We start from the raw sequence: 24,126 nt of genomic DNA on the forward strand, positions 1-24,126 counted from the left end.
AATCGATGCATACATACGACCAGGGCGACTAACATGTTAGCCGCCCCTCGCGCAGCAGCAGCTTGCCGACGATGCCCTGCGATCAGCGCAGGAGCACGGGCCCTGCTGAGGAAGAAGATGATGAGATGAACGATTCGCACGCCTGGCGCCCGCTGATTGCCCTTCTCGCGAACCCGGAGACGCGCCGGGTCGCGGCCGAGGTGATGCTCGGTGGCACCGTCGAGGCGGCGACGGCCGGGCTCTCCCCCTCGCGACGCCGGCGGGTATCGGAGGCCATCGTGCAGAGCGGACTGGTCGACGCGGAGACCCAGGCGCTCGCGCCCGACGTGTTCCGAGAGATTCTGGCGTCGGCCACCGTTCCCCGGCGCGAAGGAATCGAACGGTTCACGGACGGGAAGCGAATCCGCCAGTACCCGGCGAACCTGCAAGAGCGCGGCGAACTCCTCGCCTGGGTCGCCCGCGAGGTCTTCTCCGCCGACGAAGTGCTGCCGGAACGGGAAGTGAATGCGCGGCTACTTCCCTACTCCGAGGACGTGGCGGTGTTGCGCCGATACCTCGTGGACTACCAGCTCGTGGAACGCCGCGCGGACGGCACCGAGTACGCGCTGACGGGCAGCGCCCCGGTGGTGCTAGCCGACGAGGAGCCCTAGACCGCGGATGCCGTCGACGACGTTGTCGTGATCCTCTGCCGAGGGCAGACCCGATATCGTCGCGACCGCGACCACGCCCACGCCCTCCACGCGGATGGGCACAGCACCGCCCGCGACGGCGTACGCAGCGGGATCGAGCCAACCCGGTTCGTGCATATCGCGCCCGCCGTTCTCGATGCGCGCTTCCAGCAGCGCAGTGCTCGTCTCGAAGCGGATGGCCGTCGCGGCTTTCTTCTCCACCCAGGAATCGTTGTCGGCGGTCGCGCCCGGCAGCGACGCATGGAACAGGATCCCTGACGAGGTGCGAACGTCGACGGCGACCGGGTGGCCATCTGCGAGCGCCCGTTCTGCGATGAGACGCCCGAGTTCCCATGCGTCCTTGCGGTCGAACCGCCGCAGCACGAGTTCGAGGTGTTCTTTCTCCAACTGGGCGAGCCTTGCTGCATCGGTCATCGGCGCTGCCTCTCGTAGACGGTTCGGTTCAGACTGTAGCGGGCGGCGGCGACCTGTGTACGACATGAGCGATCGCGATCCTAGGGCCCTTCGAGGAGCCTGCCCGGTGCGCGCCTGCAAAGAGCCGTAGCACGCCGAAAGGCCGCCGACTCGAGTCGGCGGCCTTTCGGACCATCACGGCGTTTGGTGGCGAGTGAGGGATTCGAACCCCCGAATGCAGAGCAGTCTGATTTACAGTCAGATCCCTTTGGCCGCTTGGGTAACTCGCCAGAGCGCACCCGTCCGACTTGAACAGCCAACCGGGGGCACGAAAGACAAGCATACCTGCCCGAGGCGGGTGCAAGAAATCGAACCGTCAGCTCCCGCGGACCCCGCGCTGGGCATCCGCCGACGACTCCGGAGTGCGCAGCAGACCGCCCTCCGCACGACACGTCGCGGCCGCGATGTCCATGGCCCGGACGAGGAGCACGCGCCATTCATCCAGCGCGGTCGGTGAGTCGGACACCAGCCCGGCGGCGACGGCTGCGAGCGTCGCGTCTCCCGCACCGACCGTATCGATCACGTCACCGGCCAGCGGGGTGATCGGTGCGGAGACGATGCCCGCGTCCGTGTCGAGCGTGGCCCCGGCAGCACCTGCCGTAGCCAGCACCGCGGCGGCGCCGATCTCGCGAAGGCGCCCGTGCAGCGCGTCGAGGTCGCCATCGTAGAGAACCGCTGCATCGTCGGCGCCGACCTTGACGATGGCGGCCGATGCGGCGATCCGCTCGAAACCGCGGACGAACTCGACGCGATCACGCAGCATCCCGAAGCGGGGATTGGGATCGAGTGCGACACGGGCATCCGCGAGGGCGTCGACGAGAGCATCCACCTCTGTCGGCTCGTCGAAGGGGAAGCAACTGATCGCGACGAGCCCGGCATCCGCGATCGCCTCGCGCGCCTCGTCCGAGTAACGGATGCTTCGCTGCCGGGCGGCCTCGTTGAAGACGTACTCCGGTTCACCGTTCGCCGCGCGCCGCACGATCGCCCGCGACGAGCCGAGCGGCGCATCGCTCGAGATCAGACGCACCCCGTGATCGGACAGATACTCACGAATGTGCCCGCCGGCCTCATCCTCGCCCACCATGGCGATCAGTGTGGTGTCGATCCCCAGCCGACGAAGGCCCACGGCGACGTTCAACGCTGCCCCGCCGACGAGTTCGCGCACACCGGCACGGTCGTGGATCTCGTCGATCAGAGCGTCGCCGATCACGACCACGGACCGGGAGGAGGATGTCTCGTTGCTCACCCGCCGACACTACCGCGCCCCCGGCGCCCACCCCGCACCTCGTACGCGCCACACGATGTCCCCAACCGATCGAGGCTCCTCCCGGCGACGCGTCCGCCGCACAACTTCGGAGATCAGGCCCGACACGCCGCGCCGACGGCCCAGAGGGCGGCGCGCCCACCGCGATCTCCGAAGTTGTGCACTCGGCGGGACCGGCAACATCGCCGAGGGCACGAAGAAGGCCCCGGGGCGAACCCCGGGGCCTTCCTCAATCACTCAGCACTCAGTTGTGTCGCGACTTCGTCGCTCGACAACCTCAATCGGCTCGGCCGGACGAGCAAGCTCGCCGGCTCTCGCCTCAATCAGTTGTAAGTACCGGGGGTGATGTCGTCCGTCGAGAACGCGTCGAAGTCGACGTAGCCGAAGTCGCCGTCGGCGTACGCACCGTCGGATGCGAAGATCCGGTTCGGGTAGCGCTCGCTCTTGGCTTCCTCGGTGGCCTCGACCGTGACGTCGCGGTACTTCGAGAGACCGGTTCCGGCGGGGATGAGCTTACCGATGATGACGTTCTCCTTGAGACCGACCAGCGGGTCGCGCTTGCCCTGCATCGCAGCCTCGGTGAGCACGCGGGTCGTCTCCTGGAAGGAGGCGGCCGACAGCCACGACTCGGTCGCGAGCGACGCCTTCGTGATACCCATCAGCTCCGGTCGGCCCGACGCGGGGCGCTTGCCCTCTGCCACGGTCTCGCGGTTGATCGACTGGTAGCGCTTGAGGTCGACCATCTCACCCGGCAGCAGGTTCGTGTCGGCGTGATCGACGACTGTGACCTTGCGGAGCATCTGACGGACGATGACCTCGATGTGCTTGTCGTGGATCGGCACACCCTGCGAGCGGTACACGCCCTGGACGCCGCCGACGAGGTAACGCTGCACCTCGCGAGCACCCATGACACGCATGATCTCCTTGGGGTCGAGCGTGCCCACCAGGATCGGCTGACCGACCGTGACGTGCTGCCCGTCCTCGACGAGAAGCGTCGCACGCTTCAGCACCGGGTAGATGACCGGCTCTTCACCGCTGTCGGGCGTCAGGATGACCTTCTTGCCCTTGTCGGTCTCGTCGATCGCGATGCGGCCATCGGCCTCGGCGATCGGCGACGCGCCCTTGGGGGTACGCGCCTCGAAGAGCTCCTGCACACGGGGAAGACCCTGCGTGATGTCGTCCGCCGATGCCGAACCACCCGTGTGGAAGGTACGCATCGTCAGCTGGGTACCGGGCTCACCGATCGACTGGGCCGCGATGATGCCGACGGCCTCGCCGATGTCGACGGTCTTACCCGTCGCGAGCGAACGGCCGTAGCACTGCGCGCAGACACCGACGGCGGAGTCGCAGGTCAGGACCGAACGCACCTTGATGGTCTCGACACCCAGAGCAACCAGCTTGTCGATCAGCACGTCACCCACGTCGTCACCGGCAGAAGCGAGGACCTCGCCCTTGCTGTCGACCACGTCGGAGGCCAGGGTACGAGCGAACACCGAGTTCTCGACGTTCGCGTCGCGCACCAGCTCGCCCTGCGAGTTCGGAGCGGCGATCGGGAGCTCGAGGCCCTTCGACGTGCCACAATCCTCTTCGCGGATGATGACGTCCTGCGAGACATCCACCAGACGACGGGTCAGGTAACCCGAGTCGGCGGTACGCAGAGCGGTGTCGGCCAGACCCTTACGGGTACCGTGCGTCGCGATGAAGTACTCCGCAACCGACAGACCCTCGCGGTACGAGGAGATGATCGGACGCGGGATGATCTCACCCTTGGGGTTGTTAACCAGACCACGCATACCGGCGATGTTCCGGATCTGCAGCCAGTTACCACGGGCGCCCGAGGACACCATGCGGTTGATGGTGTTGTCCTCCGGGAAGTTCGCCTTCATCGCGGCCTGGACCTCGTCGGTCGCCTCGGTCCAGATCTTGATGAGCTCCTGGCGACGCTCGGAGTCGGTCGTCAGACCCTTCTCGTACTGCGACTGGACCTTCGCGGCCTGCTTCTCGTAGCCGGCGACGATCTCCGCCTTGTTCGGCGGGGTGAGGATGTCGCTCAGGGCGACGGTCACACCGGAGCGCGTGGCCCAGTAGAAGCCGGCGTCCTTGATGCGGTCCAGCGATGCAGCGGTCTCGACCTTGGGGTACTCCTCGGCCAGCTTGTTGACGATCTGCGACAGCTTGTTCTTGTCAGCCTGCTCGCGGACGAACGGGTAGCCCTTCGGCAGCGTGTCGTTGAAGATCGCCTGACCCAGCGAGGCGTCCACGAGACCGTGGCGCTCGTAGCCCTCGGGAGCTTCGCCCTCGAGGAAGGTCAGACCCGGGATGCGGATGCGGATCTTCGCCTGCAGGTCGAGGGTGCCCTCGTCCTTGGCCAGGATCGCCTCGCCCACCGAACCGAATGCACGGCCCTCACCGGCTGCGCCCTCCTTGACCGTGGTCAGGTGGTGCAGACCGATGATCATGTCCTGCGAAGGCAGGGTGACCGGGCGTCCGTCGGACGGCTTCAGGATGTTGTTCGAGGCGAGCATCAGCACGCGGGCCTCGGCCTGAGCCTCGACCGACAGCGGCAGGTGCACAGCCATCTGGTCACCGTCGAAGTCGGCGTTGAACGCCGCGCAGACGAGCGGGTGCAGCTGGATGGCCTTGCCCTCGACGAGCTGCGGCTCGAACGCCTGGATGCCGAGGCGGTGCAGCGTGGGTGCACGGTTCAGCAGAACCGGACGCTCACGGATGATCTCCTCGAGCACGTCCCAGACCTCGGGACGGGTGCGCTCGACCGCGCGCTTGGCGGCCTTGATGTTCTGCGAGTGACCGAGGTCGATCAGACGCTTGATCACGAACGGCTTGAAGAGCTCCAGCGCCATCTGCTTGGGCAGACCGCACTGGTGCAGCTTCAGCTGCGGGCCGACGATGATGACCGAACGGCCCGAGTAGTCGACGCGCTTGCCGAGCAGGTTCTGGCGGAAACGACCCTGCTTACCCTTCAGCATGTCGCTGAGGGACTTCAGTGCACGGTTGCCGGTACCGGTGACGGGGCGACCGCGACGGCCGTTGTCGAACAGTGCGTCGACGGCCTCCTGCAGCATGCGCTTCTCGTTGTTGACGATGATCTCGGGGGCACCGAGGTCGATCAGACGACGAAGACGGTTGTTGCGGTTGATGACGCGGCGGTACAGGTCGTTCAGGTCGGACGTCGCGAAACGGCCACCGTCGAGCTGGACCATCGGGCGCAGCTCCGGCGGGATGACCGGGACGACGTCGAGGACCATCGCGGCCGGGCTCATGCCGGTCTCGAGGAACGAGCTGACGACCTTGAGGCGCTTGATCGCACGGATCTTGCGCTGGCCCTTGCCCTCGGAGATCTGCAGACGCAGGTTCTCCGCCTCGGCGACGAGGTCGAACGCCGCGAGGCGACGCTGGATCGACTCGGCGCCCATGTAGGCCTCGAAGTACTGACCGAAGCGGTCCTGCAGCTCGTGGAAGACATCGTCCTCCGGGCGCAGTGCGCCGACCTCGAGGGTGCGGAAGTCTTCCCACACGCGCTCGAGCTTGGCGATCTGCTCGTCGGCACCCTTGCGGATGAGGGACATCTCCTTCTCGGCGGCGTCCTTCACCTTCTTCTTGGCGTCAGCCTTGGCACCCTCTGCCTCGAGAGCAGCGAGCTCCTCCTCCAGCTTGGCCAGGCGCTCCGCGATCTTGGAGTCGCGGCGGTCGCCGAGCGTCTTCAGCTCGAGACGGATGTTGTTCTCCTGCGTGCCCAGGTCGCGGTGACGAGCATCCTCGTCGACCGAGATGACCATGTAGGCGGCGAAGTAGATGACCTTCTCGAGGTCCTTCGGCGCCATGTCGAGCAGGTAGCCGAGACGCGAGGGCACGCCCTTGAAGTACCAGATGTGGGTGACGGGAGCGGCGAGCTCGATGTGACCCATGCGCTCACGACGGACGGAGCTCTTGGTGACCTCCACGCCGCAGCGCTCGCAGACGATGCCCTTGAAGCGGACACGCTTGTACTTGCCGCAGGCGCACTCCCAGTCGCGGGACGGGCCGAAGATCTGCTCTCCGAAGAGACCATCCTTCTCCGGCTTCAGGGTGCGGTAGTTGATGGTTTCGGGCTTCTTGACCTCACCGTACGACCACGCGCGGATGTGGTCCGCGGTGGCCAGGCCGATGCGAAGCTCATCGAAAGTGTTTGACTCGAGCACTGATTCTCCTGTGTCGGAATTCTTTTTGAGAAGTCTGGGCTTCGACAGGCTCAGCCACCCAGTGGGCACTGAGCCTGTCGAAGGGTTAGATCTCGTCGATCGAGGCGGCCTCGAAGCGGCTGGAGATGTTGATACCGAGTTCTTCTGCGGCGCGGAACGCCTCGTCGTCGGTGTCGCGGAGGTTGACCAGCGTGCCGTCGGCCGAGAGGACCTCGACGTTCAGGCAGAGCGACTGCATCTCCTTCATGAGCACCTTGAAGGACTCGGGGATGCCGGGCTCCTGGATGTTCTCGCCCTTGACGATCGCCTCGTACACCTTGACGCGGCCGAGGATGTCGTCGGACTTGATCGTGAGGAGCTCCTGGAGCGCGTATGCGGCGCCGTAGGCCTCGAGGGCCCACACCTCCATCTCACCGAAGCGCTGTCCACCGAACTGCGCCTTACCACCGAGCGGCTGCTGGGTGATCATCGAGTACGGACCCGTGGAACGTGCGTGGATCTTGTCGTCGACCAGGTGGTGCAGCTTCAGGATGTACATGTAGCCCACGGAGATCGGAGCCGGGAACGGCTCGCCCGAGCGGCCGTCGAACATCTGGGCCTTTCCGGAGGAGTCGATCAGGCGCACACCGTCGCGGGTCGGGATGGTCGCGTCGAGGAGACCGGCGATCTCCTCCTCGCTCGCACCGTCGAACACCGGGGTGGCGACCTTCGTGCCGGGAGCGGCCTCGAATGCGTCCTTCGGGAGCTTCGCAGCCCACTCCGGAGTGCCCTCGACCTTCCAGCCCTGCTTGGCGATCCACCCGAGGTGGGTCTCCAGGACCTGGCCGAAGTTCATTCGACCGGGGATGCCGAGCGGGTTGAGCACGATGTCGACCGGGGTGCCGTCCGCGAGGAACGGCATGTCCTCGATCGGGAGGATCTTCGCGATGACACCCTTGTTGCCGTGACGGCCGGCGAGCTTGTCACCCTCGGTGATCTTGCGCTTCTGGGCGATGTAGACCACGACGCGGCGGTTGACGCCCGAGCCGAGCTCGTCGTCGCCGTCCTCGGCGTTGAACTCCTTGACGGCGATGATCGTGCCCTGCTCGCCGTGGGGCACCTTCAGCGAGGTGTCACGGACTTCGCGGCTCTTCTCGTTGAAGATCGCGCGGAGCAGGCGCTCCTCGGCCGAAAGCTCGGTCTCACCCTTCGGCGTGACCTTGCCGACGAGGATGTCGCCGGGGCGGACCTCGGCGCCGATGCGGATGATGCCGCGCTCGTCGAGGTCCTTCAGCAGCTCCGGGCTGACGTTGGGGAGGTCACGGGTGATCTCCTCCTTGCCGAGCTTGGTGTCGCGGGCGTCGACCTCGTACTCCTCGATGTGGATCGAGGAGAGGGTGTCGTCCTTCACCAGGTCCTGGCTCAGGATGATCGCGTCCTCGAAGTTGTAGCCCTCCCACGTCATGAACGCGACGAGGAGGTTCTTTCCGAGGGCCAGCTCGCCGTTTTCGGTGGCGGGGCCATCGGCGATGACCTCTCCGACCTCGACGCGCTCACCGGCGTTGACGACGACCTTCTGGTTGTACGACGTGCCCTGGTTGGAGCGGTCGAACTTGCGCAGGTGGTACTCCTGCGTGCCGCCCTCGTCGAGCATGACGACGACGCGGTCCGCGGAGACCTCGGAGACGACACCGGCCTTCTCGGCGGTGAGCACGTCACCGGCGTCGATGGCCGTGTAGCCCTCCATACCGGTTCCGACGAGCGGCGAGTCGCTGCGCAGCAGCGGCACAGCCTGACGCTGCATGTTGGCACCCATGAGGGCGCGCTGTGCGTCGTCGTGCTCGAGGAAGGGCACGAGCGAGGTCGCGACCGACACCATCTGGCGCGGGGAGACGTCGATGTAGCCGATCTCCTCGGGGACGAACAGGTCGACCTCGCCGCTGCCGCCCTTGGGGCGGGCCAGGACGTGGCTCTCGCGGAAGCGACCCTTGGCATCGAGCGGGGCGTTGGCCTGCGCGATGTTGAAGTCGACCTCTTCGGAAGCCGTCAGGTAGTCGATCTGCTCGGTGACGACACCGTCGACGACCTTGCGGTACGGGGTCTCGATGAAACCGAACGAGTTGATGCGCGCGAACGTCGCGAGAGCACCGATCAGACCGATGTTCGGGCCTTCAGGCGTCTCGATGGGGCACATGCGGCCGTAGTGCGACGGGTGGACGTCACGGACCTCGACGCCGGCGCGGTCACGCGAGAGACCACCGGGGCCGAGCGCGGAGAGACGACGCTTGTTCGTCAGACCCGCGAGCGGGTTGTTCTGGTCCATGAACTGCGACAGCTGCGACGTTCCGAAGAACTCCTTGATCGCGGCGACGACGGGGCGCACGTTGATCAGGGTCTGCGGCGTGATGGCCTCGATGTCCTGCGTGGTCATGCGCTCGCGGACGACGCGCTCCATGCGGGACAGACCGGTGCGGACCTGGTTCTGGATCAGCTCGCCGACCGCGCGGATGCGACGGTTGCCGAAGTTGTCGATGTCGTCGGTCGCGAGACGGATCTCGGCCTTCTTGCCACCGCGGATGCCCGTGAAGGTCTCCTCGGTGCCTGCGTGCAGGCGGACGAGGTACTTGATCGTGGCCACGATGTCTTCGACGGTGAGCACCGACGAGTTCAGCGGCTGGTCCAGGCCCAGCTTGTGGTTGATCTTGTAACGACCGACCTTGGCCAGGTCGTAGCGCTTCGGGTTGAAGTAGAAGTTGTCCAGCAGCGCGCGAGCGGCCTCGGCGGCCACCTGCTCGCCCGGACGGAGCTTGCGGTAGATGTCGCGGAGCGCATCTTCCTTCGTGACGATCGTGTCCTTCGCGAGCGTCTCCTCGATGGAGGTGTAGCCGGCGAACTCGGCGAGGATCTCCTCGCTGGTCATGCCCAACGCCTTGAGGAAGACCGTGACCGACTGCTTGCGCTTGCGGTCGACGCGCACGCCGACCTGGTCGCGCTTGTCGATCTCGAACTCGAGCCAGGCACCACGGCTCGGGATGACGCGAGCGGACACGATGTCCTTGTCACTCGTCTTGTCGGGGGTCTTGTCGAAGTAGACACCCGGCGAGCGCACGAGCTGCGAGACGACGACGCGCTCGGAGCCGTTGATGATGAACGTGCCCTTGTCGGTCTGGAGCGGGAAGTCGCCCATGAAGACCGTCTGGGTCTTGATCTCACCCGTGAGGTGGTTCATGAACTCGGCCTCGACGTACAGCGGAGCGGCGTAGGTCTTGCCACGCTCCTTGCACTCCTCGATCGAGTACTTCTCCGGCTCGAGGTACGGGTTCGTGAACGACAGCTGCATCGTCTCGCCGAGGTCCTCGATCGGAGAGATCTCCTCGAAGATCTCGCCGAGACCGCTGTTCTCGTTGACGTCGGTGCGACCCTGCTTCTTGGCCTCGGCGACGCGCGCCTTCCAGGCGTCGTTTCCGACCAGCCAACCGAAGGACTCGGTCTGCAGGGCAAGAAGGTCTGGGACAGTCAGCGTGTCGGAGATCTTGGCGAACGAAAGACGGGAAGCTCCGCGTCCGTTCTTGGTGGTGGTGGATGTGGATGCGTTGCGAGCAGCAGCCAAGGGAATAACCTCCGTGAGCCCCGCAGGGCTTCTCGATTCCTTTGTCGTCAGGTGGAGTGTGCGCCCGGGAACTCAACAGATGCCGACCACCATATGAGGGCAGGGAGAAGCGAGCGCAACTACCAACTATACGCACGATTGTACGACATGGCAACCTCAATCCTTGACCAATCTCGGATGCTGCGGTATGAGCATCCGATCACCTTCGTCGAGACCCCGTGTTCGCGCCGAGACCCCGGCCTGCCGATGCCCGCAGTGCGGGGTCTCGGCGGAAGACCGGGGTCTCGGCGAGGCAGCTCAGGACGCGATGTTCAGCTCGTTGCCCGGGATCGACGCCAGCAGACGCCGCGTGTACGGGTCGCGCGGGTTCGTGAAGATCTCCTCCGAGGACGCCGCCTCGACCAGCTTCCCGTCCTTCATCACGCACACGTAGTCGCTGATGAGGCGCACCACTGCGAGGTCGTGCGAGATGAAGAGGTAGCTCAGCCCGTACTCGCGCTGCAGGTCGCCGAGCAGTTTCAGGATCTGGTCCTGCACCAGCACGTCCAGCGCCGACACCGGCTCGTCGCAAACGATCAGATCGGGAGACAACGCGAGCGCCCGCGCGATCGCGACACGCTGCCGCTGACCGCCGGACAGTTCGGACGGATACCGGCGCAGCATCGACTGCGGCAGCGCCACGTCGTCGAGCAGCTGGCGAACGCGCGCACGCCGGTCTGCGCTGCTCCCCCGCTTGTAGAAGTCGAGCGGTTCCCCGATCAGCCGCTCGATCGTGAACATGGGGTTCAGGCTCGAATACGGATCCTGGAAGATCGGCTGCACCTGCTGGCGGAACTCCTTCGTGTCCGCCTTGCTCAGCGACGCGATGTCCTTGCCCTCGTAACGGATCAGCCCGCTCGTGGGTTCGATCACCTTCAGGAGCATCCGCGCGGTCGTGGTCTTGCCCGAACCGGACTCCCCCACGATCGCGACGGTCTCGCCGCGGGGGATCACCAGCGATACATCGTCCACGGCCACGAAGTCCTCGCCGCGACCCCGCACCGGATACACCTTGGTGAGGTTCTCGATCTCGACGATGTTGTCGGCGGGCGCTGCGTCGACGACGGCATCCGCCTCCGCATCCCTCTCCTGCACCCGGAACGCCTCCGGCCGCAGTCGCGCCGCCGCCACCGACGGCGCCGCTTTGACGAGCGACTGCGTGTACGGATGCTGCGGGTCCTCCAGGATCTGTCGGGCAGCGCCCTGCTCGACCACCTTGCCTCGATGCATCACGACCACCCGCTCCGCGCGTTCGGCGGCGAGTCCGAGGTCGTGCGTGATGAGCAGCACGGCCGTCCCCTGCTCGCGGGTCATCTGCCCGATCTGGTCGAGGATCGTCTGTTGCACCGTGACATCGAGCGCACTGGTCGGCTCGTCGGCGATCAGCAGTCGCGGATTGCACGCCAGACCGATCGCGATCAGCGCTCGCTGACGCATGCCGCCCGAGAACTCGTGCGGATACTGCTTGGCACGGCGCTCCGGGTCGGGGAGGCCGGCTGCGGTCAAGGCCTCGACCACCTTCGCCTGCACGTTCTGCCGAGTGGCGAGTCCGTGCGCGAGCAGCGCCTCCGCCACCTGGGTGCCGATCTTCGCCACCGGGTTCAGGTTCGACATCGGGTCCTGCGGCACGAGGCCGATGTCGCGACCACGGATCATCCGCAGCTCGTGCTCCGGCGCGTGGGAGATCTCCTTCCCGTCGAGCCGGATGCTGCCGGACGCCACCTTCCCTCCCCCGGCGAGCAGGCCGATGATGGCCATGGCCGTCGTCGACTTGCCGGAACCGGACTCGCCCACGATCGCGACGGTCTCACCGGGACGGATCTCGAGGTCCACCCCCTCGACGGCGTGCACGACCCCGTCCAGAGTGGCGAAGTCCACCGCGAGTCCCTGGACCGACAGCAGCGGCTCGGTCGACATCTGATTCTCCTTCGCGGCGCGCATCGCGCCTTCGTCGCGGGCGTTCATCGCGCCCTCGTCCGTGGGTCCATCGCCTCGCGCAGCGCTTCTCCCAGCAGGGTGAAGCCGAGCGCGGTGACGGCGATGCAGATGCCGGGGAGGAACGCGAGCCACGGTGCGATCGCGAGCTCGGCCTGCGCGTAGGTGAGCATGCGCCCCCACTCGGCGGTCGCGGGTCCGCCGCCGCCGAGACCGAGGAACGACAACGCTGCCGCATCGATCACGGCGGTCGCGAGCGTCAGGGTGCCCTGGACGATCACGGGACCGATGGCGTTGGGCAGCACGTGCGACATCGTGATGCTGCCACGGCCGAGCCCCAGGGTCTGCGCCGAGAGCACATAGTCGCTCGATCGCTGCTGCATCATCGAGGCCCGCAGCAGACGCGCGAAGATCGGCACCTGCGACGCCCCGATCGCGATCATGATCGCGAACGGGGTCTGTCCGAGGATCGCAGCGATCGAGACTGCCAGCAGCAGGTTCGGCACCGAGAGGATGATGTCGACGACGCGCATGATGAGCGTGTCGACCCATCCGCCGAACGTGCCGGCGAGGAGGCCGAGGATCATTCCGCCGGCGAGCCCCATCGCGGTGGAGATCACGCCGATCATGAGCGATGCCTGTGCACCCCAGATGAGCTTGGACAGCACGTCGCCGCCGAAGCGGTCGAGTCCGAGGGGGAACTCCGGCACCTCGCCGGGACCGGGGATGTGGGTCGGGGTGATGTACTTCGCGCCGGGCAGTGCCGTCTCCGGATAGGGAGCGAGCCACGGCGCGAGGGCGGCGACGAGGAGGAACAGCAGCACGATGATCGCGCCGATCCACGCCGTCGGATTGCGGCGGAGCCGGCGGAACACGTCTCGCCAGTATCCGCCGGAGCCGTTCTTCAGATCCGCCTGGGCGATCGCGACGGTGTCGATGCTGCCGCCGCTCTCTGCGGACGGGCCCTGGGCGGGCGGGAGAGCGATGCTCATACGACCGCCTCCTTTCGGACGATGGGGAGGGACATCACTGCACCCTCACTCTCGGGTCGATGAAGCTGTAGGACACATCGACCGCCAGGTTGATCAGCGCGTACGCGATGGCGATGAAGATGATGAATCCCTGGAGCACGGGGAAGTCCCTGGTGAAGATGGCCCTCGCGAGGAACGACCCGATGCCGGGGAACGCGAACACCGTCTCGGTGAGCACGGCACCCGAGATCAGGAGTCCGGTCTGCAGACCGATGGTCGTGATCACCGGGAGCATCGCATTGCGCAGGATGAAGCGGCTGCGGAGTGTCGAGGATCCGACGCCCTTCGCCCGCCCCGTGCGCACGTAGTCCGCGTTCTGCACCTCCAGCACGCTGGCCCTGGTGATGCGGACGATGATGGCGAGAGGGATGGTGCCGAGCGCGAGCGCGGGCAGGATCAGGTGCAGGATGGCATCCCACGCGGCGTCGAATTCTCCGGTGATGATGCCGTCCCACACGTAGAACCCGGTGGGATGGGTCGCGTCTATCCGAGGATCCTGACGGCCATCAGACGGCAGCCATCCGAGCTGCACGGCGAAGACGTACTTCAGGATGAATGCCAGGAAGAACACCGGGATGGTGATGCCGACCAGGCTCATCACCACCGACGCGTGGTCGGTGAACTTGCCGTGCCGTCGAGCGGCCCAGTATCCGAGCGGGATACCGACGCCCACCGCGAAGATGAGCGCCATGACGCTGAGCTCGAGCGTCGCCGGGAAGCGGCGCATGAACTCCTCGACCACAGGTCGGTTCGTCTGGATGGAGGTGCCGAAGTCGCCCTGGAGGAGACGTCCGATCCAGATGAAGTACTGCTCGATGAGCGGCTTGTCGAAGCCGTAGAGCTCGTTGACCCTGGCGACGGCCTCCGGTGTGGCCTTCTCGCCGAGAAGGGCGACCGCGGGGCCGCCGGGAAGGGCTCTGACCCAGGCGAACAGCAGGATGCTGAGCCCGAACAGAGTGGGAATGAGGAACAGCAGTCGCCTGCCGATGGTGCGCAGCACGAAGATCTCCGTCGATCAGAAGGTACGCCGTGCCCCGGTCCCGCACACGTGCGGAACCGGGACTCGGCATATCAGGTGGTCAGGCCGATTACTTGGTGAGGACGATGTCGGTGAAGACCTCGTCGTTCACCGGGCTGGCCGGGTAGCTCTTCACGCGGGGATCGAACGCCAGTGTCGGCGCCGGGTGCGCGAGCGGGACGCCGGGGATGAACTCGGCCACCATCTCGTTGATGTCCTCGTACAGCGGCGTCTGCTCCTCGAGCTTGGAGACGCCGCGCGCCTCGGTCAGCTTCTGGAACAGCTCCGGGTTGTCGAAGCCCCACTCGGAGCTCTTCTGTCCGAAGAAGACGCCGACGAAGTTGTCGGTGTCGTTGTAGTCGCCGGTCCATCCGAGCAGGTGGATGCCGTGCTCGGCAGTGCCGGTGGTGCGATCGAGGTACTCGACCCACTCCTCAGAGACCGGGGTGGTCTCGACGCCGACCTCGGACAGCTGCGACGACAGAACGGTGTAGATCTGCTCGGGGTCCGGCATGTACGGACGCGAGACGTTGACCGGGTAGTTGAAGGTGAGCTTCAACGGGTTGGCCTCGTCGTAGCCGGCCTCGGCGAGCAGCTCCTTGGCCTTCTCGGGGTCGTACTCGAACGTCGTGACGTCGGGGTTGTACCCGTTGACGACCTCCGGCACGAACTGCGTCGCCTTCTGGGTGCCCTCGGGGAGCACCTGGCTGATGAGGGCGTCCTTGTCGACCGCGTACGACAGCGCTTCACGGACCTTCGGGTCCTGCAGCTCCGGGATCGCCTGGTTGAACGCCAGGTAGAGGATCGTGAACGGCGGGCGCGACACCATCGTGAAGCCGTCGTCGTCCAGCGCCTTGGTGTCGGCCGGACCGACCAGGTCGTAGCCGTCGATCGAGCCGGACTCGAGCGCCTGGCGGCGAGCTGTCGGGTCGTCGATCGTGCGGAAGATGATCTCGTCGACCTGGCCTGCCTCGCCCCAGTAGTCGTCGTAGGCCTTGAGCGTGACCTGCTCGCCCGGCGCCCACTCGTCGAACTGGTACGGGCCGGTGCCGACCGGGTGCCCCATCGCGTACTCGGACAGCTGCGGTGCCTCGGCGGAGCCGGCGACCTCATCCGCCCCGAACTCCTGCAGCGCCGAGGGGCTCTGCATCGCGAACGACGGGAGCGAGAGCGACGGGATGAAACCGGCGAACGGCTTGTTCAGCTCGATCGTGACCGAGTAGTCGCCATCAGGGGTGCACGACTTGTACACGGCATCGGCCGCGTTGGAGGCATACCCCTTGAACAGCTTGTTGTAGTAGTAGCCGAACGCCTCGGAAGCGGCGAGACCGGTCCAGTTGAACCAGCGGTCGAAGTTGACGCAGACGGCCTCGGCGTTGAACGGGGTGCCGTCCTGGAAGGTCACGTCCTCCTTGAGGGTGAACGTGTGCGACATGCCGTCGTCCGACGACTCCCACTCCTCGGCGAGGAGCGGTGCCGGGTCTGCCGTGCCGGGCTTGGTGCCGACCAGTCCCTCGAAGATCTGGCGCGAGACGCGGAAGCTCTCGCCGTCCTGAGCGAACGCGGGGTCGAGACTGGCCGGGTCGGAGGATGCCGCGAACACGAACGTGCCGTCGACATCGCCGCCGGCGTCCGAGCCGTCATCGCCTCGCTCGCTGGCGACACACCCTGCGAGGGCGATCGCGGCGATCGTGGCTCCGGTGACGGCGATGAGTCCTCGCCGACGCTTGACTGATTGGTGCATTGTGTGACCTTCCCTGTCGGGCGCTTCGTTGCGCGTCCCGAGGCTTCTTCGCCTCGGCGACGGTGATGACTCGACGGTACCCAGCAGATCGGCAGATGCCAAACCAATACACGTTGCAATCCGGTATCGGCGTGAGCCGCGTCGATCGGGTAGTGTCCAGACCGTGTCCGACTCCACCCCGCTCGCCGTCTGCTTCGGCGAGGGCATGGTCGCCCTCGTCGCCGCCACCGCCGGACCGCTGGAGGACTGCCGCACCTTCCATCGCTCCCTGGCCGGCGCCGAGTGGAACACCGCGATCGCCCTGGCCTCTGCGGGCATCCGGACATCGGTGCTCTCCCGCGTGGGCGACGACGGTTTCGGTCGCTTCCTCACCGCGGAGCTGCGCGCGCACGGCGTGGACGACGCGGCGGTGGAAGTCGACGATCAGGCCCCGACCGGGCTTTACGTGAAGGAGCTCTCCGCCCGCTCCGACGGGATCGTCGACGGGACGATGCACTACTACCGGGCGGGTTCCGCCGCCGCTGCTCTCTCACCCCGGACGCTGGTGACGCCGACGGCATCCGCCCTCCTCTCCGAGGCCGCGCTCGTGCACACCTCCGGGATCACGCCCGCCATCTCGGCATCCGCGCTGGCTGCCCAGGATGCGCTGTTCACGGACCGTCGTCCCGATCGGCTGGTGAGCTTCGACCTGAACTGGCGGCCCGCCCTGTGGCGTGGGCGTGAAGCGGAGGGCAAAGCGACCGTCTCGGACTTCGCCCGCCGCGCCGACATCGTGTTCTGCACCCGACCGGATGCCGAGGCCGTGTTCGGAACCGGCGACCCGCAGGAGCTGCGCGCGCTGTTCCCCCAGCCTCGATACCTGGCGGTCACCGATTCCCGCGGTGCCGTCGCCTTCGACGGCGAAGAGCGGGCGGAGAGTGACGCACTCGACGTGCCGGTGGTGGAGACGATCGGTGCGGGCGACGCGTTCGCAGCGGGATTCCTCGCCGGAGTGCTGACCGGCCTGTCCCTCACGGGGAGCGTCGCCCGCGGGCACCGCATCGCGACCCGGGCGCTCCTCAGCACTCGCGACCACGTCGACTGAGCCGCGCGCCGCGGCGGAGAACTCGCCGTGGGGCGGACCTCTGCCGCGTGTTTCTCCGCCCGACACGGAGGAGTCCTCCCCACGCGGGAGGCACGGGGTTCAGCTGCGGCGGCGGCGGGCGGGGACCGCGTCGTGCGTGCGCTGCAGCGATACGGCGACCGGTTCGCCCCGGTGCTGCACGACGCGCACGAACAGCACGTCGACCAGAGCGAGCTGGGCGATGCGGCTCGACATCGCCGCCATCCGGAACGGGGACTCGTGCGCGTGGGTGAGCAGCACCGCATCCGCCGCGAGCGCCAGGGCGGACTCCGCGACGCTGGTGACGGCGACAGCCAGCGCGCCGGCGTCCCGGGCGACCTCGAGCGCCCGCAGGGTCTCTGCAGTCTCACCGCCGTGCGAGAACGCGATCGCGACGTCGTCCGACGTCCGCAGCGAGGCCGTCGTCACCGCGAGATGTGGATCCGGCGAATGCGAGACCGAGCACCCGATGCGCGACAGCTTCAGCAGCAGGTCCTGCGCCGTCAACGACGAAGCCGCCTGCCCGAAGAGATCGATGTGCCGGGCGTCGACCACCGCACGGGCGACCCGGTCGAGGGCAGCGGCATCGAGAGCGAGCGCGGTCTTCTCGATCGCGTCGATCTCCTGCGCGGCGAGTTTCGCGGCGATGGCCCTCGGTCCGTCGTCCGGATCGATGGCCGTCGTATCCAGACCGAACCGCGCCTGCTGCGCCTGAGCGAGGGTGATCGCGCGCGCGACCGCCACGCGCAGCTCCCGGTAGCCGCTGTATCCCAGCGACTGGGAGAAACGGGCCACCGTCGACAGCGAGGTGCGGCAGAGCTGGGCGAGGTCGTTGATCGCCAGGTCGACGACGAGTGTCGGGTCGCCGAGGATCGTCTCCGCGACACGTGCCTCCGCCGCGCTCAGCTTCGAGAGCGAGCGCCGTACACGTGCCAGAACGTCATCGTCCATGGAGTGATCCTGTCCTCAGCCGGCGCTGGTCCTCTGCTGCACGGCGAAACGTCCGAGAAGCGCATCGCGAGCCATCTGCGCACCGAGCCTACTGGCCGCGGCGACCTCGACGGTCGGAAGCGGCAGCGCGTTCGCCGTCGGAAGACCAACGTTCACGACGACCGCTGCCGGATCGCGCACCGCCGCCCGCTCGACGAGAGCCCGCTGCGCGTCATCCGTGTCCGGTCGGTCGATCAGCAGCACCGTCGTGCCCGGGGCCGCGGTGACCTCGTCCAGCACGCGGTCCTGCTCGGCGAGCGGGGCGGATACGACATCGAGCCGCACGCGCACGCCTTCATCGGCAAGGGCGTTCGCGACATACGAGCCGGCGCTGTCGACCGCGAGCGTCGAGCGGCGACGGGCATCGATCACGGCGAGCTCGGATGCCGCAGCGGGGGCATCGCCGGTGACCGTCAGGACGCGACGCACGATCTCCGCGGCGTCGAAGTCGTCGGCGGGTTCCTGGTCGCGGTCGGCGGCGGCCCGGAGCTTAGCAGCGAGGGCGGCGACCCGGCGGGCCGCCTCTTCGACGCGCTCGCGCGAGAGCGAGCCGTCGCGCAGTGCGGCGACGATCCCGTCGCGGGTAGCGCGGAAGTCCTGCTCGTCTTGATCGGGGAGCGCGGCATCGCCCGGGTTGGTCGGGTTGCCGATGCAGAGCAGGTCGGCGCCGGCAGCGAGTGCCAGGGCCGCTCCCCCGCCGAGCCCGACCGTCTCGCGGATGGCGGCCATGTCGAGCGCGTCGGTGATGATGACGCCGTCGTAACCCCAATCCCGCAGCATGCCCAGCACACGCGGGTTGAGCGTCGCGGGTTGCTCACCCCAGGCGGGGACCACGATGTGCGCGGTCATCACCGCATCCACACCGGCATCGACCGCGGCACGGAACGGCTCCAGGTGCACGCGTTCGAACTCGTCGAGGTCGAGCGTGATCTCCGGGAGCGAGTGGTGCGAGTCCATGTGGGTGTCGCCGTGACCCGGGAAGTGCTTGACGCATGCAGCGACCGCTGCGTCCTGGATGCCGTCGATCGTGGCGACGACGTGCCGCGAGACGAGTGCCTCGTCGTCGCCGAAGGCCCGCACGCCGATGACCGGGTTGCGGGGGTCGGTGTTGACGTCGGCGACCGGGCCGAGCACGACGTTGGCGCCGACCGCGCGCACGCGCCGGGCCAGCTCCGCACCGGTCTTCTCCGAGGCGACCAGGTCGTCGAGGAGACCCAGCTGAGCGGCTCCCGGGACCGTGGACCCCGTGGCGGATTCCAGGCGGGTGACGCTGCCGCCCTCCTCGTCGATGCCGATCAGGGCGTCGGGGTTCGCGTCGAGGATCGCCGCGCTGAGCGCCGGGAGGCCTTCGCCGACGTTCTGACCGAAGTACACGACCCCGGCCAGGCCGTCACGCAGTTCGGCGCGCAGCCACTCCGGTGCCTCGGTGCCGAAGAATCCCGGCCACAGCACCCCGTTCGCGAGGCGCTCGAGCTCGTCGGTCATCCCTTCACGGCTCCCGCGACCATGCCGGAGGCGAGCTTGCGCTGCACCAGCACGAAGAAGATCATGACCGGGACGGTGATGATGGTCGACGCCGCCATGATGCTGCCCCAGTCGTTGGAGTGCAGGCCGAAGAACGACTTGAGACCGATCGAGACCGTGTACTGGTCGGTCTGGGCACCCAGGATCGTCATCGCGAAGATGAACTCGTTCCACGCCGTGATGAAGCTGAAGATGCTCGTCGCGACGAGGCCGGGCATGACCAGCGGCAGCAGCACCGAGCGGAACATCCGCCACCAGCTGGCGCCGTCGATGTAGGCGGCCTCCTCGAGCTCGACCGGGACGGCGGCGACGAATCCGCGCAGCATCCAGATGCCGAAGGCGAGCGACAGGGCGACGTAGACGACCATGAGGCCCAGGATGCTGTTGAGCAGTCCGAGGCTCTTGACCTGCAGGAACAGCGGGATGACGAGCGCCTCGAGCGGCACCATCTGCACCACGAGGATCATCATCAGGATCGTCGTGCGGAACTTGAACTTGAATCGCGCCACCGCGACAGCCGCGAGCAGACACACCAGGGCGCTGACGAGGACCGTGACCAGGGCGACGATGGCCGAGTTGCGCAGGTAGGTGCCGAAGCCGCCGTCGGTGAGGACGAACGCGAAGTTGTCCCACGTGAACTCCTGCGGGATGAGCGACTGCCCACCGCTGGAGGCCTTGCCGTCGAATGCGCTGGAGACCATCCAGTAGACGGGGAAGAGCGTGAAGATCAGGACCGCGGCGACCGCGATGCCGAGTCCGATCCGGGAGCGGAGCCTGGGGCGCGGGTTCACAGCTCGTCCTCCTTCATGAGGGAGCGGATGTAGACGATCGTGATGCCGATCAGCACGAGCGTGAGCAGCACGGCGAGCGCCGCGCCGAAGCCGTAACGGTTCTGCCCGAACGACTCCACGTAGGACCAGACGCCGAGGTTCAGCACCTGGCGGTTGCCGCCGCCTCCGCCGGGCATCAGGTAGACCTGCGCGAAGACCTTGAAGTCCCAGATGGTCGAGAGGATGATCACGACCGAGAACACGGGACGCAGCGTCGGGAAGATGATCTTCCAGAAGCGACGCCAGGCGCCGGCGCCGTCGAGAGCCGCCGCTTCGAGCATCTCCTTCGAGACGCCGAGGAGTCCGGCGAGCACCGTGATCGCCACGAACGGGAAGCCGTGGTGCACGACGTTGAGGAGCACGATGGCGTAGAAGGACCACTGGTTCGTGAACCAGTTGACCGGGTCGTCCATGAGCCCGAGGTCGGTGAGGACCTGATTGAAGATGCCGCGGTCGGCATCGAAGATGAAGGTCCAGACGTACGTGCCGGTCACGGCGGGCATCGCCCACGCGACCATGATGCAGCTGGAGACGATGACGCGCCATGTGGTGCCGAGCCGCGCGAGCAGCAGGGCCACGAGCGTGCCGACGGCCACGGTCACGAAGACCGCCACAGCGGCGAAGCCGACGGTGTTGGGCAGCACCACCGTCCAGAGAGTCGGGTTGGTGAGCGCCTCGACGTAGTTGTCGAGACCGTTCCAGTTGCTCTCCCCGGTGTTGATCTCGCGCAGACCGTAGTCCTGCAGCGAGTAGATGAACACCTGGATGAGAGGCCAGAGCATGAGCACCGCGAGGATGACCAGCCCGGGCGCGAGAAGAAGCCAGGGGCGGGCCGCGACGATCGAGAGACCGCGTCGCTTCCGGCCGCCGGCCACGGAGGCGGAGGGGGACTCCGCCTTCGTGGCCGGCAGTGGCGCTTGCACCATCGACATGGAAGGGATGCTTCCTTACTGGTTGAGCAGTTCGGTCATCTCGGCGGAAGCGTCCTTCGTCGCAGTGGCGACGTCCTTCTGCCCGCTGAGGATGGCCTGGATCATGGAGTTGGTCGTCTTCTTCGCCTGGACGGCGCCGAAGTTCGGGGTGACCGGGACGGATGCTCCGCCGTCGACCATCTGCTCGGCGAACGGTGCGACCAGCGGGTCGGTCGAGGCGAGGGCCTCTTCCATCGCGGACTGCACGCCCGGGAAGTAGCCGGTCTCATCCGACCACTGCTCGGCGAACTCGCCGGTCGTGACGAGCTTCACGAACTCCCACGCCAGGTCGGCGTTCTTCGTCGTGTTGAAGATCGAGAGGTGCGATCCACCGAGCACCGACGGGGCGATGCCGCCGTCCTGGCCGGGGATGACCGCGGCGCCGATCTTGCCCTCGAGGTCGGGGTTCGCCTCGATGAGCGAGTTCGGCGTCCACGAGCCCGAGAGCATCATGGCGACGTTGCCCTGCGTGAACGCGTCACGAAGGTCGGTCTCCTTCCAGGTGGTGGCACCTGCGGAGGAGAAGCCGTGCTCGGTGGCGAGGCCGGTGTAGAACTCGATGCCGGCCTGCGACTCGGCGCTGTCGAGCTCGCTGGTCCAGGTGTCGCCGTCCTTCGTGGCGATCTCGCCGTCGGCGCCCCAGACCCAGGGGTAGACCTGGAACTCGGCGTCGCCCGGAACCGGGAACGGCAGCATGTCGGGCTTGGCGGCCTTGATGGCGTCACCGGCGGCGACGATGTCGTCCCACGTCTTCGGAGCCTCGAGACCGAGCTCCTCGAACACGTCGGCGCGGTACATGAGAGAGCGGACGCCGGCGTACCACGGCATGCCGTACAGCTCGTCTTCGTAGGTGCCGGCGACCTCGAGGCCCTCGACCAGGTCGTCGCGCAGACCCTTCTCGCCGTCGACGTACTCGTCGATCGGGAGGAGCGCGCCGGCGTCGGCGAACTCTGCGGTCCAGGTGGTGCCGGTCTCGGCGATGTCCGGAGTCGTGCCACCGGCGATGGAGGTCACGAAACGGTCGTGTGCGTCGGCCCACTGGATCTCATCGATCTTGACCGTCGCACCGGTCTCCTTCTCGAACGCTTCGGCGACGTCGTCGTAGAAGGCCGTCGCGTCGGGGTTGGTGCCCTTCATGATCCAGACGGTGAGCTCCTTGCCCTCGCCGTCGGTGGAGCCGGTGTCACCGCCGCCGGCGCAGCCGGCGAGGGCGAGCGTGGCTACGGCGCCGAGCGCCACGGCCGGAAGAATGCGCTTGTGCATGCGGGGATCTCCTCTTTGAAAAGTCCAGGCGAATATCGGGTACTCACCGGGGGTTAGGAAAAAGTATCCACGACTAACTAATTACCTGCAAGTTCCTCTCACAATCGTCATGCGGCCGTAACATCAGCTCAACGCGGGCTCTCCCAGGTGTTGCCCAGGCTCGGCCTGCGCGGCGCCTGCAGGGTCCGCAGGTAGGCTCGCGGGCATGCGCCGCCACGACGAAGCCGACCGCTCCACGGTCGCGCGCCATGCGACTCTCCCCACTCCCGGGCCCGCCAAAGGCTTCCTGAAGATCGCCGGGATCACGCTGGGCGTCATCCTCGTCTCCGCGATCGCCGTCGCCGCATTCGTCGTGACGGACTACTTCAACCGCTTCAGCGATGGTGCGGTCACCCTCGAAGACGCCCCCGAGGTGGAGCCGCCCCAGATCGGCGCCTTCCCCGGCGAGTTCAGCATGCTCATCATCGGCACCGACGAGTGCGGTGAGGTCTCGACCGGGTTGCTCGGCGAGCGCTGCTCGGAGGCCGACGGCGGGGTCCTCAACGACGTGAACCTGCTCGTGCACGTCTCGGCCGAGCCCCGCAACGTCACCGTGGTCTCGCTCCCCCGCGACCTGATGATCGAGACCCCGGAGTGCACCCTGCCGGACGGATCCGTCGCCTCGGCCACGAGCAAGACGCAGATCAACTCGATCTTCCAGCGCGCCGGCCTGTCCTGCGTCGCGAAGACGGTCACCCAGCTCACGGGCATCGAGATCCCGTTCGCCGCGAAGATCGCCTTCGATGGCGTGATGGAGGTCACCGACGCGATCGGCGGAGTAGAGGTGTGCATCGGCGGAGAGGGTATCCGCGACCGGCACACGGCGATCGACTGGGAGCCGGGACCGCGCACCGTCTCTGGCTACGAGGCGCTCCAGTTCATCCGCACCCGGCACGGTGTCGGCGACGAGAGCGACATGGCCCGCGTCTCGAACCAGCAGCAGTACATGTCTCGACTGGTGAAGAAGATCATGAGCGACGAGGTGCTCACCGATCCGGGCAAGGTGCTGGGACTCGCCGACACCGTCGTCGACAACATCGACCCGAGCGACGAGCTGGCCAATCCCGTCCGGCTCGCCCAGCTCGCGCTCTCGATCAAGGACGTGCCCTTCTCGGACTTCGTCTTCCTGCAGTATCCGGTGTTCGGCGACCCCGACGACTCCGACCGGGTCGTCCCGAACTATGACGCGGCAGCCACGATCTGGGACGCATTGAAGGCGGGTCAGCCCGTCCAGCTCACCGGCGACGTCAGCAACAACGGGGGCGTCGAACTCGTCGAGCCCGCACCGGGCACCGAACCTGAGGTGCCGGCGACCACCCCGCCGTCCACCGACGCCCCGGCGACCCAGACTCCGGCGCCGCGCGCGACGCTCGACCCGGCCATCTCGGGTCAGACGGTGGAGCAGGAGACCTGCGCCAACGGCAGGCTGCGCTGACCATCTCACCC

16 protein-coding genes and 1 tRNA gene are annotated in these 24,126 nt (G+C 67.1%); 3 read left to right on the forward strand and 14 right to left on the reverse strand.

All coding sequences use genetic code 11. From position 1 onward, the window contains the following. The first annotated feature begins 125 nt into the window (after nt 1-125). Entirely contained in the window at nt 126-650 is a 525-nt protein-coding gene (locus ACWGO6_RS05430; RefSeq protein WP_168429471.1) for a DUF2087 domain-containing protein, read from the forward strand. Here the strand turns inward: ACWGO6_RS05430 and ACWGO6_RS05435 are convergent. The 9 genes from ACWGO6_RS05435 to ACWGO6_RS05475 all read right to left on the reverse strand — a co-directional run bounded on the left by ACWGO6_RS05435 (nt 630) and on the right by ACWGO6_RS05475 (nt 15,961). After that, the gene (locus tag ACWGO6_RS05435) at nt 630-1,103 is read right to left on the reverse strand and encodes a heme-binding protein (protein WP_452326070.1); all 474 of its coding nucleotides are present in this window, start codon (nt 1,101-1,103) and stop codon (nt 630-632) included. The two genes, ACWGO6_RS05430 and ACWGO6_RS05435, sit on opposite strands and share 21 nt — an antisense overlap. 184 nt (nt 1,104-1,287) lie before the next feature. Further along, nucleotides 1,288-1,372, reverse strand: a tRNA-Tyr gene (locus ACWGO6_RS05440). A gap of 86 nt (nt 1,373-1,458) precedes the next feature. Continuing rightward, the gene (locus tag ACWGO6_RS05445) at nt 1,459-2,388 is read right to left on the reverse strand and encodes a PfkB family carbohydrate kinase (protein WP_452326071.1); all 930 of its coding nucleotides are present in this window, start codon (nt 2,386-2,388) and stop codon (nt 1,459-1,461) included. A gap of 341 nt (nt 2,389-2,729) precedes the next feature. Beyond that, on the reverse strand, nt 2,730-6,605 hold the full coding sequence (rpoC, locus tag ACWGO6_RS05450) for a DNA-directed RNA polymerase subunit beta' (RefSeq protein WP_029261838.1): 3,876 nt from the start codon (nt 6,603-6,605) through the stop codon (nt 2,730-2,732). A gap of 85 nt (nt 6,606-6,690) precedes the next feature. After that, nucleotides 6,691-10,194 (reverse strand): DNA-directed RNA polymerase subunit beta, encoded by a 3,504-nt coding sequence (gene rpoB, locus ACWGO6_RS05455; RefSeq protein WP_136042915.1) that lies wholly within the window; start codon nt 10,192-10,194, stop codon nt 6,691-6,693. A gap of 297 nt (nt 10,195-10,491) precedes the next feature. Continuing rightward, nucleotides 10,492-12,198, reverse strand: a complete 1,707-nt coding sequence (locus ACWGO6_RS05460) for an ABC transporter ATP-binding protein (protein WP_452326072.1) — start codon at nt 12,196-12,198, stop codon at nt 10,492-10,494. Further along, entirely contained in the window at nt 12,195-13,160 is a 966-nt protein-coding gene (locus ACWGO6_RS05465; RefSeq protein WP_376103577.1) for an ABC transporter permease, read from the reverse strand. Before ACWGO6_RS05465 ends, ACWGO6_RS05460 begins: the two co-directional genes overlap by 4 nt. A 34-nt stretch (nt 13,161-13,194) precedes the next feature. Then, complete coding sequence (locus ACWGO6_RS05470; RefSeq protein ID WP_136042918.1) at nt 13,195-14,199, reverse strand: ABC transporter permease; 1,005 nt, start codon at nt 14,197-14,199, stop codon at nt 13,195-13,197. Between the two features lie 88 nt (nt 14,200-14,287). After that, complete coding sequence (locus tag ACWGO6_RS05475; protein ID WP_136042919.1) at nt 14,288-15,961, reverse strand: ABC transporter substrate-binding protein; 1,674 nt, start codon at nt 15,959-15,961, stop codon at nt 14,288-14,290. 163 nt (nt 15,962-16,124) lie between these two features. On the opposite strand from ACWGO6_RS05475, the gene ACWGO6_RS05480 reads away from it, so the two are divergent. Continuing rightward, nucleotides 16,125-17,045 carry a sugar kinase gene (locus ACWGO6_RS05480; protein ID WP_452326073.1) on the forward strand — a complete coding sequence of 307 codons (921 nt, stop codon included), beginning with the start codon at nt 16,125-16,127 and terminating at the stop codon, nt 17,043-17,045. A gap of 99 nt (nt 17,046-17,144) precedes the next feature. On the opposite strand, the gene ACWGO6_RS05485 is transcribed toward ACWGO6_RS05480, so the two are convergent. Genes ACWGO6_RS05485 through ACWGO6_RS05505 form a run of 5 tightly spaced genes read right to left on the reverse strand, consistent with a single transcriptional unit; the run spans nt 17,145 to nt 22,641 of the window. Then, nucleotides 17,145-18,014 (reverse strand): MurR/RpiR family transcriptional regulator, encoded by an 870-nt coding sequence (locus ACWGO6_RS05485; RefSeq protein ID WP_452326074.1) that lies wholly within the window; start codon nt 18,012-18,014, stop codon nt 17,145-17,147. Between the two features lie 15 nt (nt 18,015-18,029). Next, the gene (locus ACWGO6_RS05490) at nt 18,030-19,538 is read right to left on the reverse strand and encodes a glycoside hydrolase family 3 N-terminal domain-containing protein (RefSeq protein WP_452326075.1); all 1,509 of its coding nucleotides are present in this window, start codon (nt 19,536-19,538) and stop codon (nt 18,030-18,032) included. Next, entirely contained in the window at nt 19,535-20,368 is an 834-nt protein-coding gene (locus ACWGO6_RS05495; protein WP_136042923.1) for a carbohydrate ABC transporter permease, read from the reverse strand. Before ACWGO6_RS05495 ends, ACWGO6_RS05490 begins: the two co-directional genes overlap by 4 nt. Beyond that, entirely contained in the window at nt 20,365-21,339 is a 975-nt protein-coding gene (locus tag ACWGO6_RS05500; RefSeq protein WP_452326076.1) for a carbohydrate ABC transporter permease, read from the reverse strand. Before ACWGO6_RS05500 ends, ACWGO6_RS05495 begins: the two co-directional genes overlap by 4 nt. Before the next feature lie 15 nt (nt 21,340-21,354). Beyond that, a complete protein-coding gene (locus tag ACWGO6_RS05505; RefSeq protein ID WP_091035297.1) occupies nt 21,355-22,641 on the reverse strand; it encodes a sugar ABC transporter substrate-binding protein in 1,287 nt (428 codons plus the stop codon). A gap of 205 nt (nt 22,642-22,846) precedes the next feature. On the opposite strand from ACWGO6_RS05505, the gene ACWGO6_RS05510 reads away from it, so the two are divergent. Continuing rightward, entirely contained in the window at nt 22,847-24,115 is a 1,269-nt protein-coding gene (locus tag ACWGO6_RS05510) for an LCP family protein (RefSeq protein WP_452326077.1), read from the forward strand. Nucleotides 24,116-24,126: the final 11 nt, after the last annotated feature.

The sequence above is a fragment of the Microbacterium sp. NPDC055665 genome (assembly GCF_053618035.1).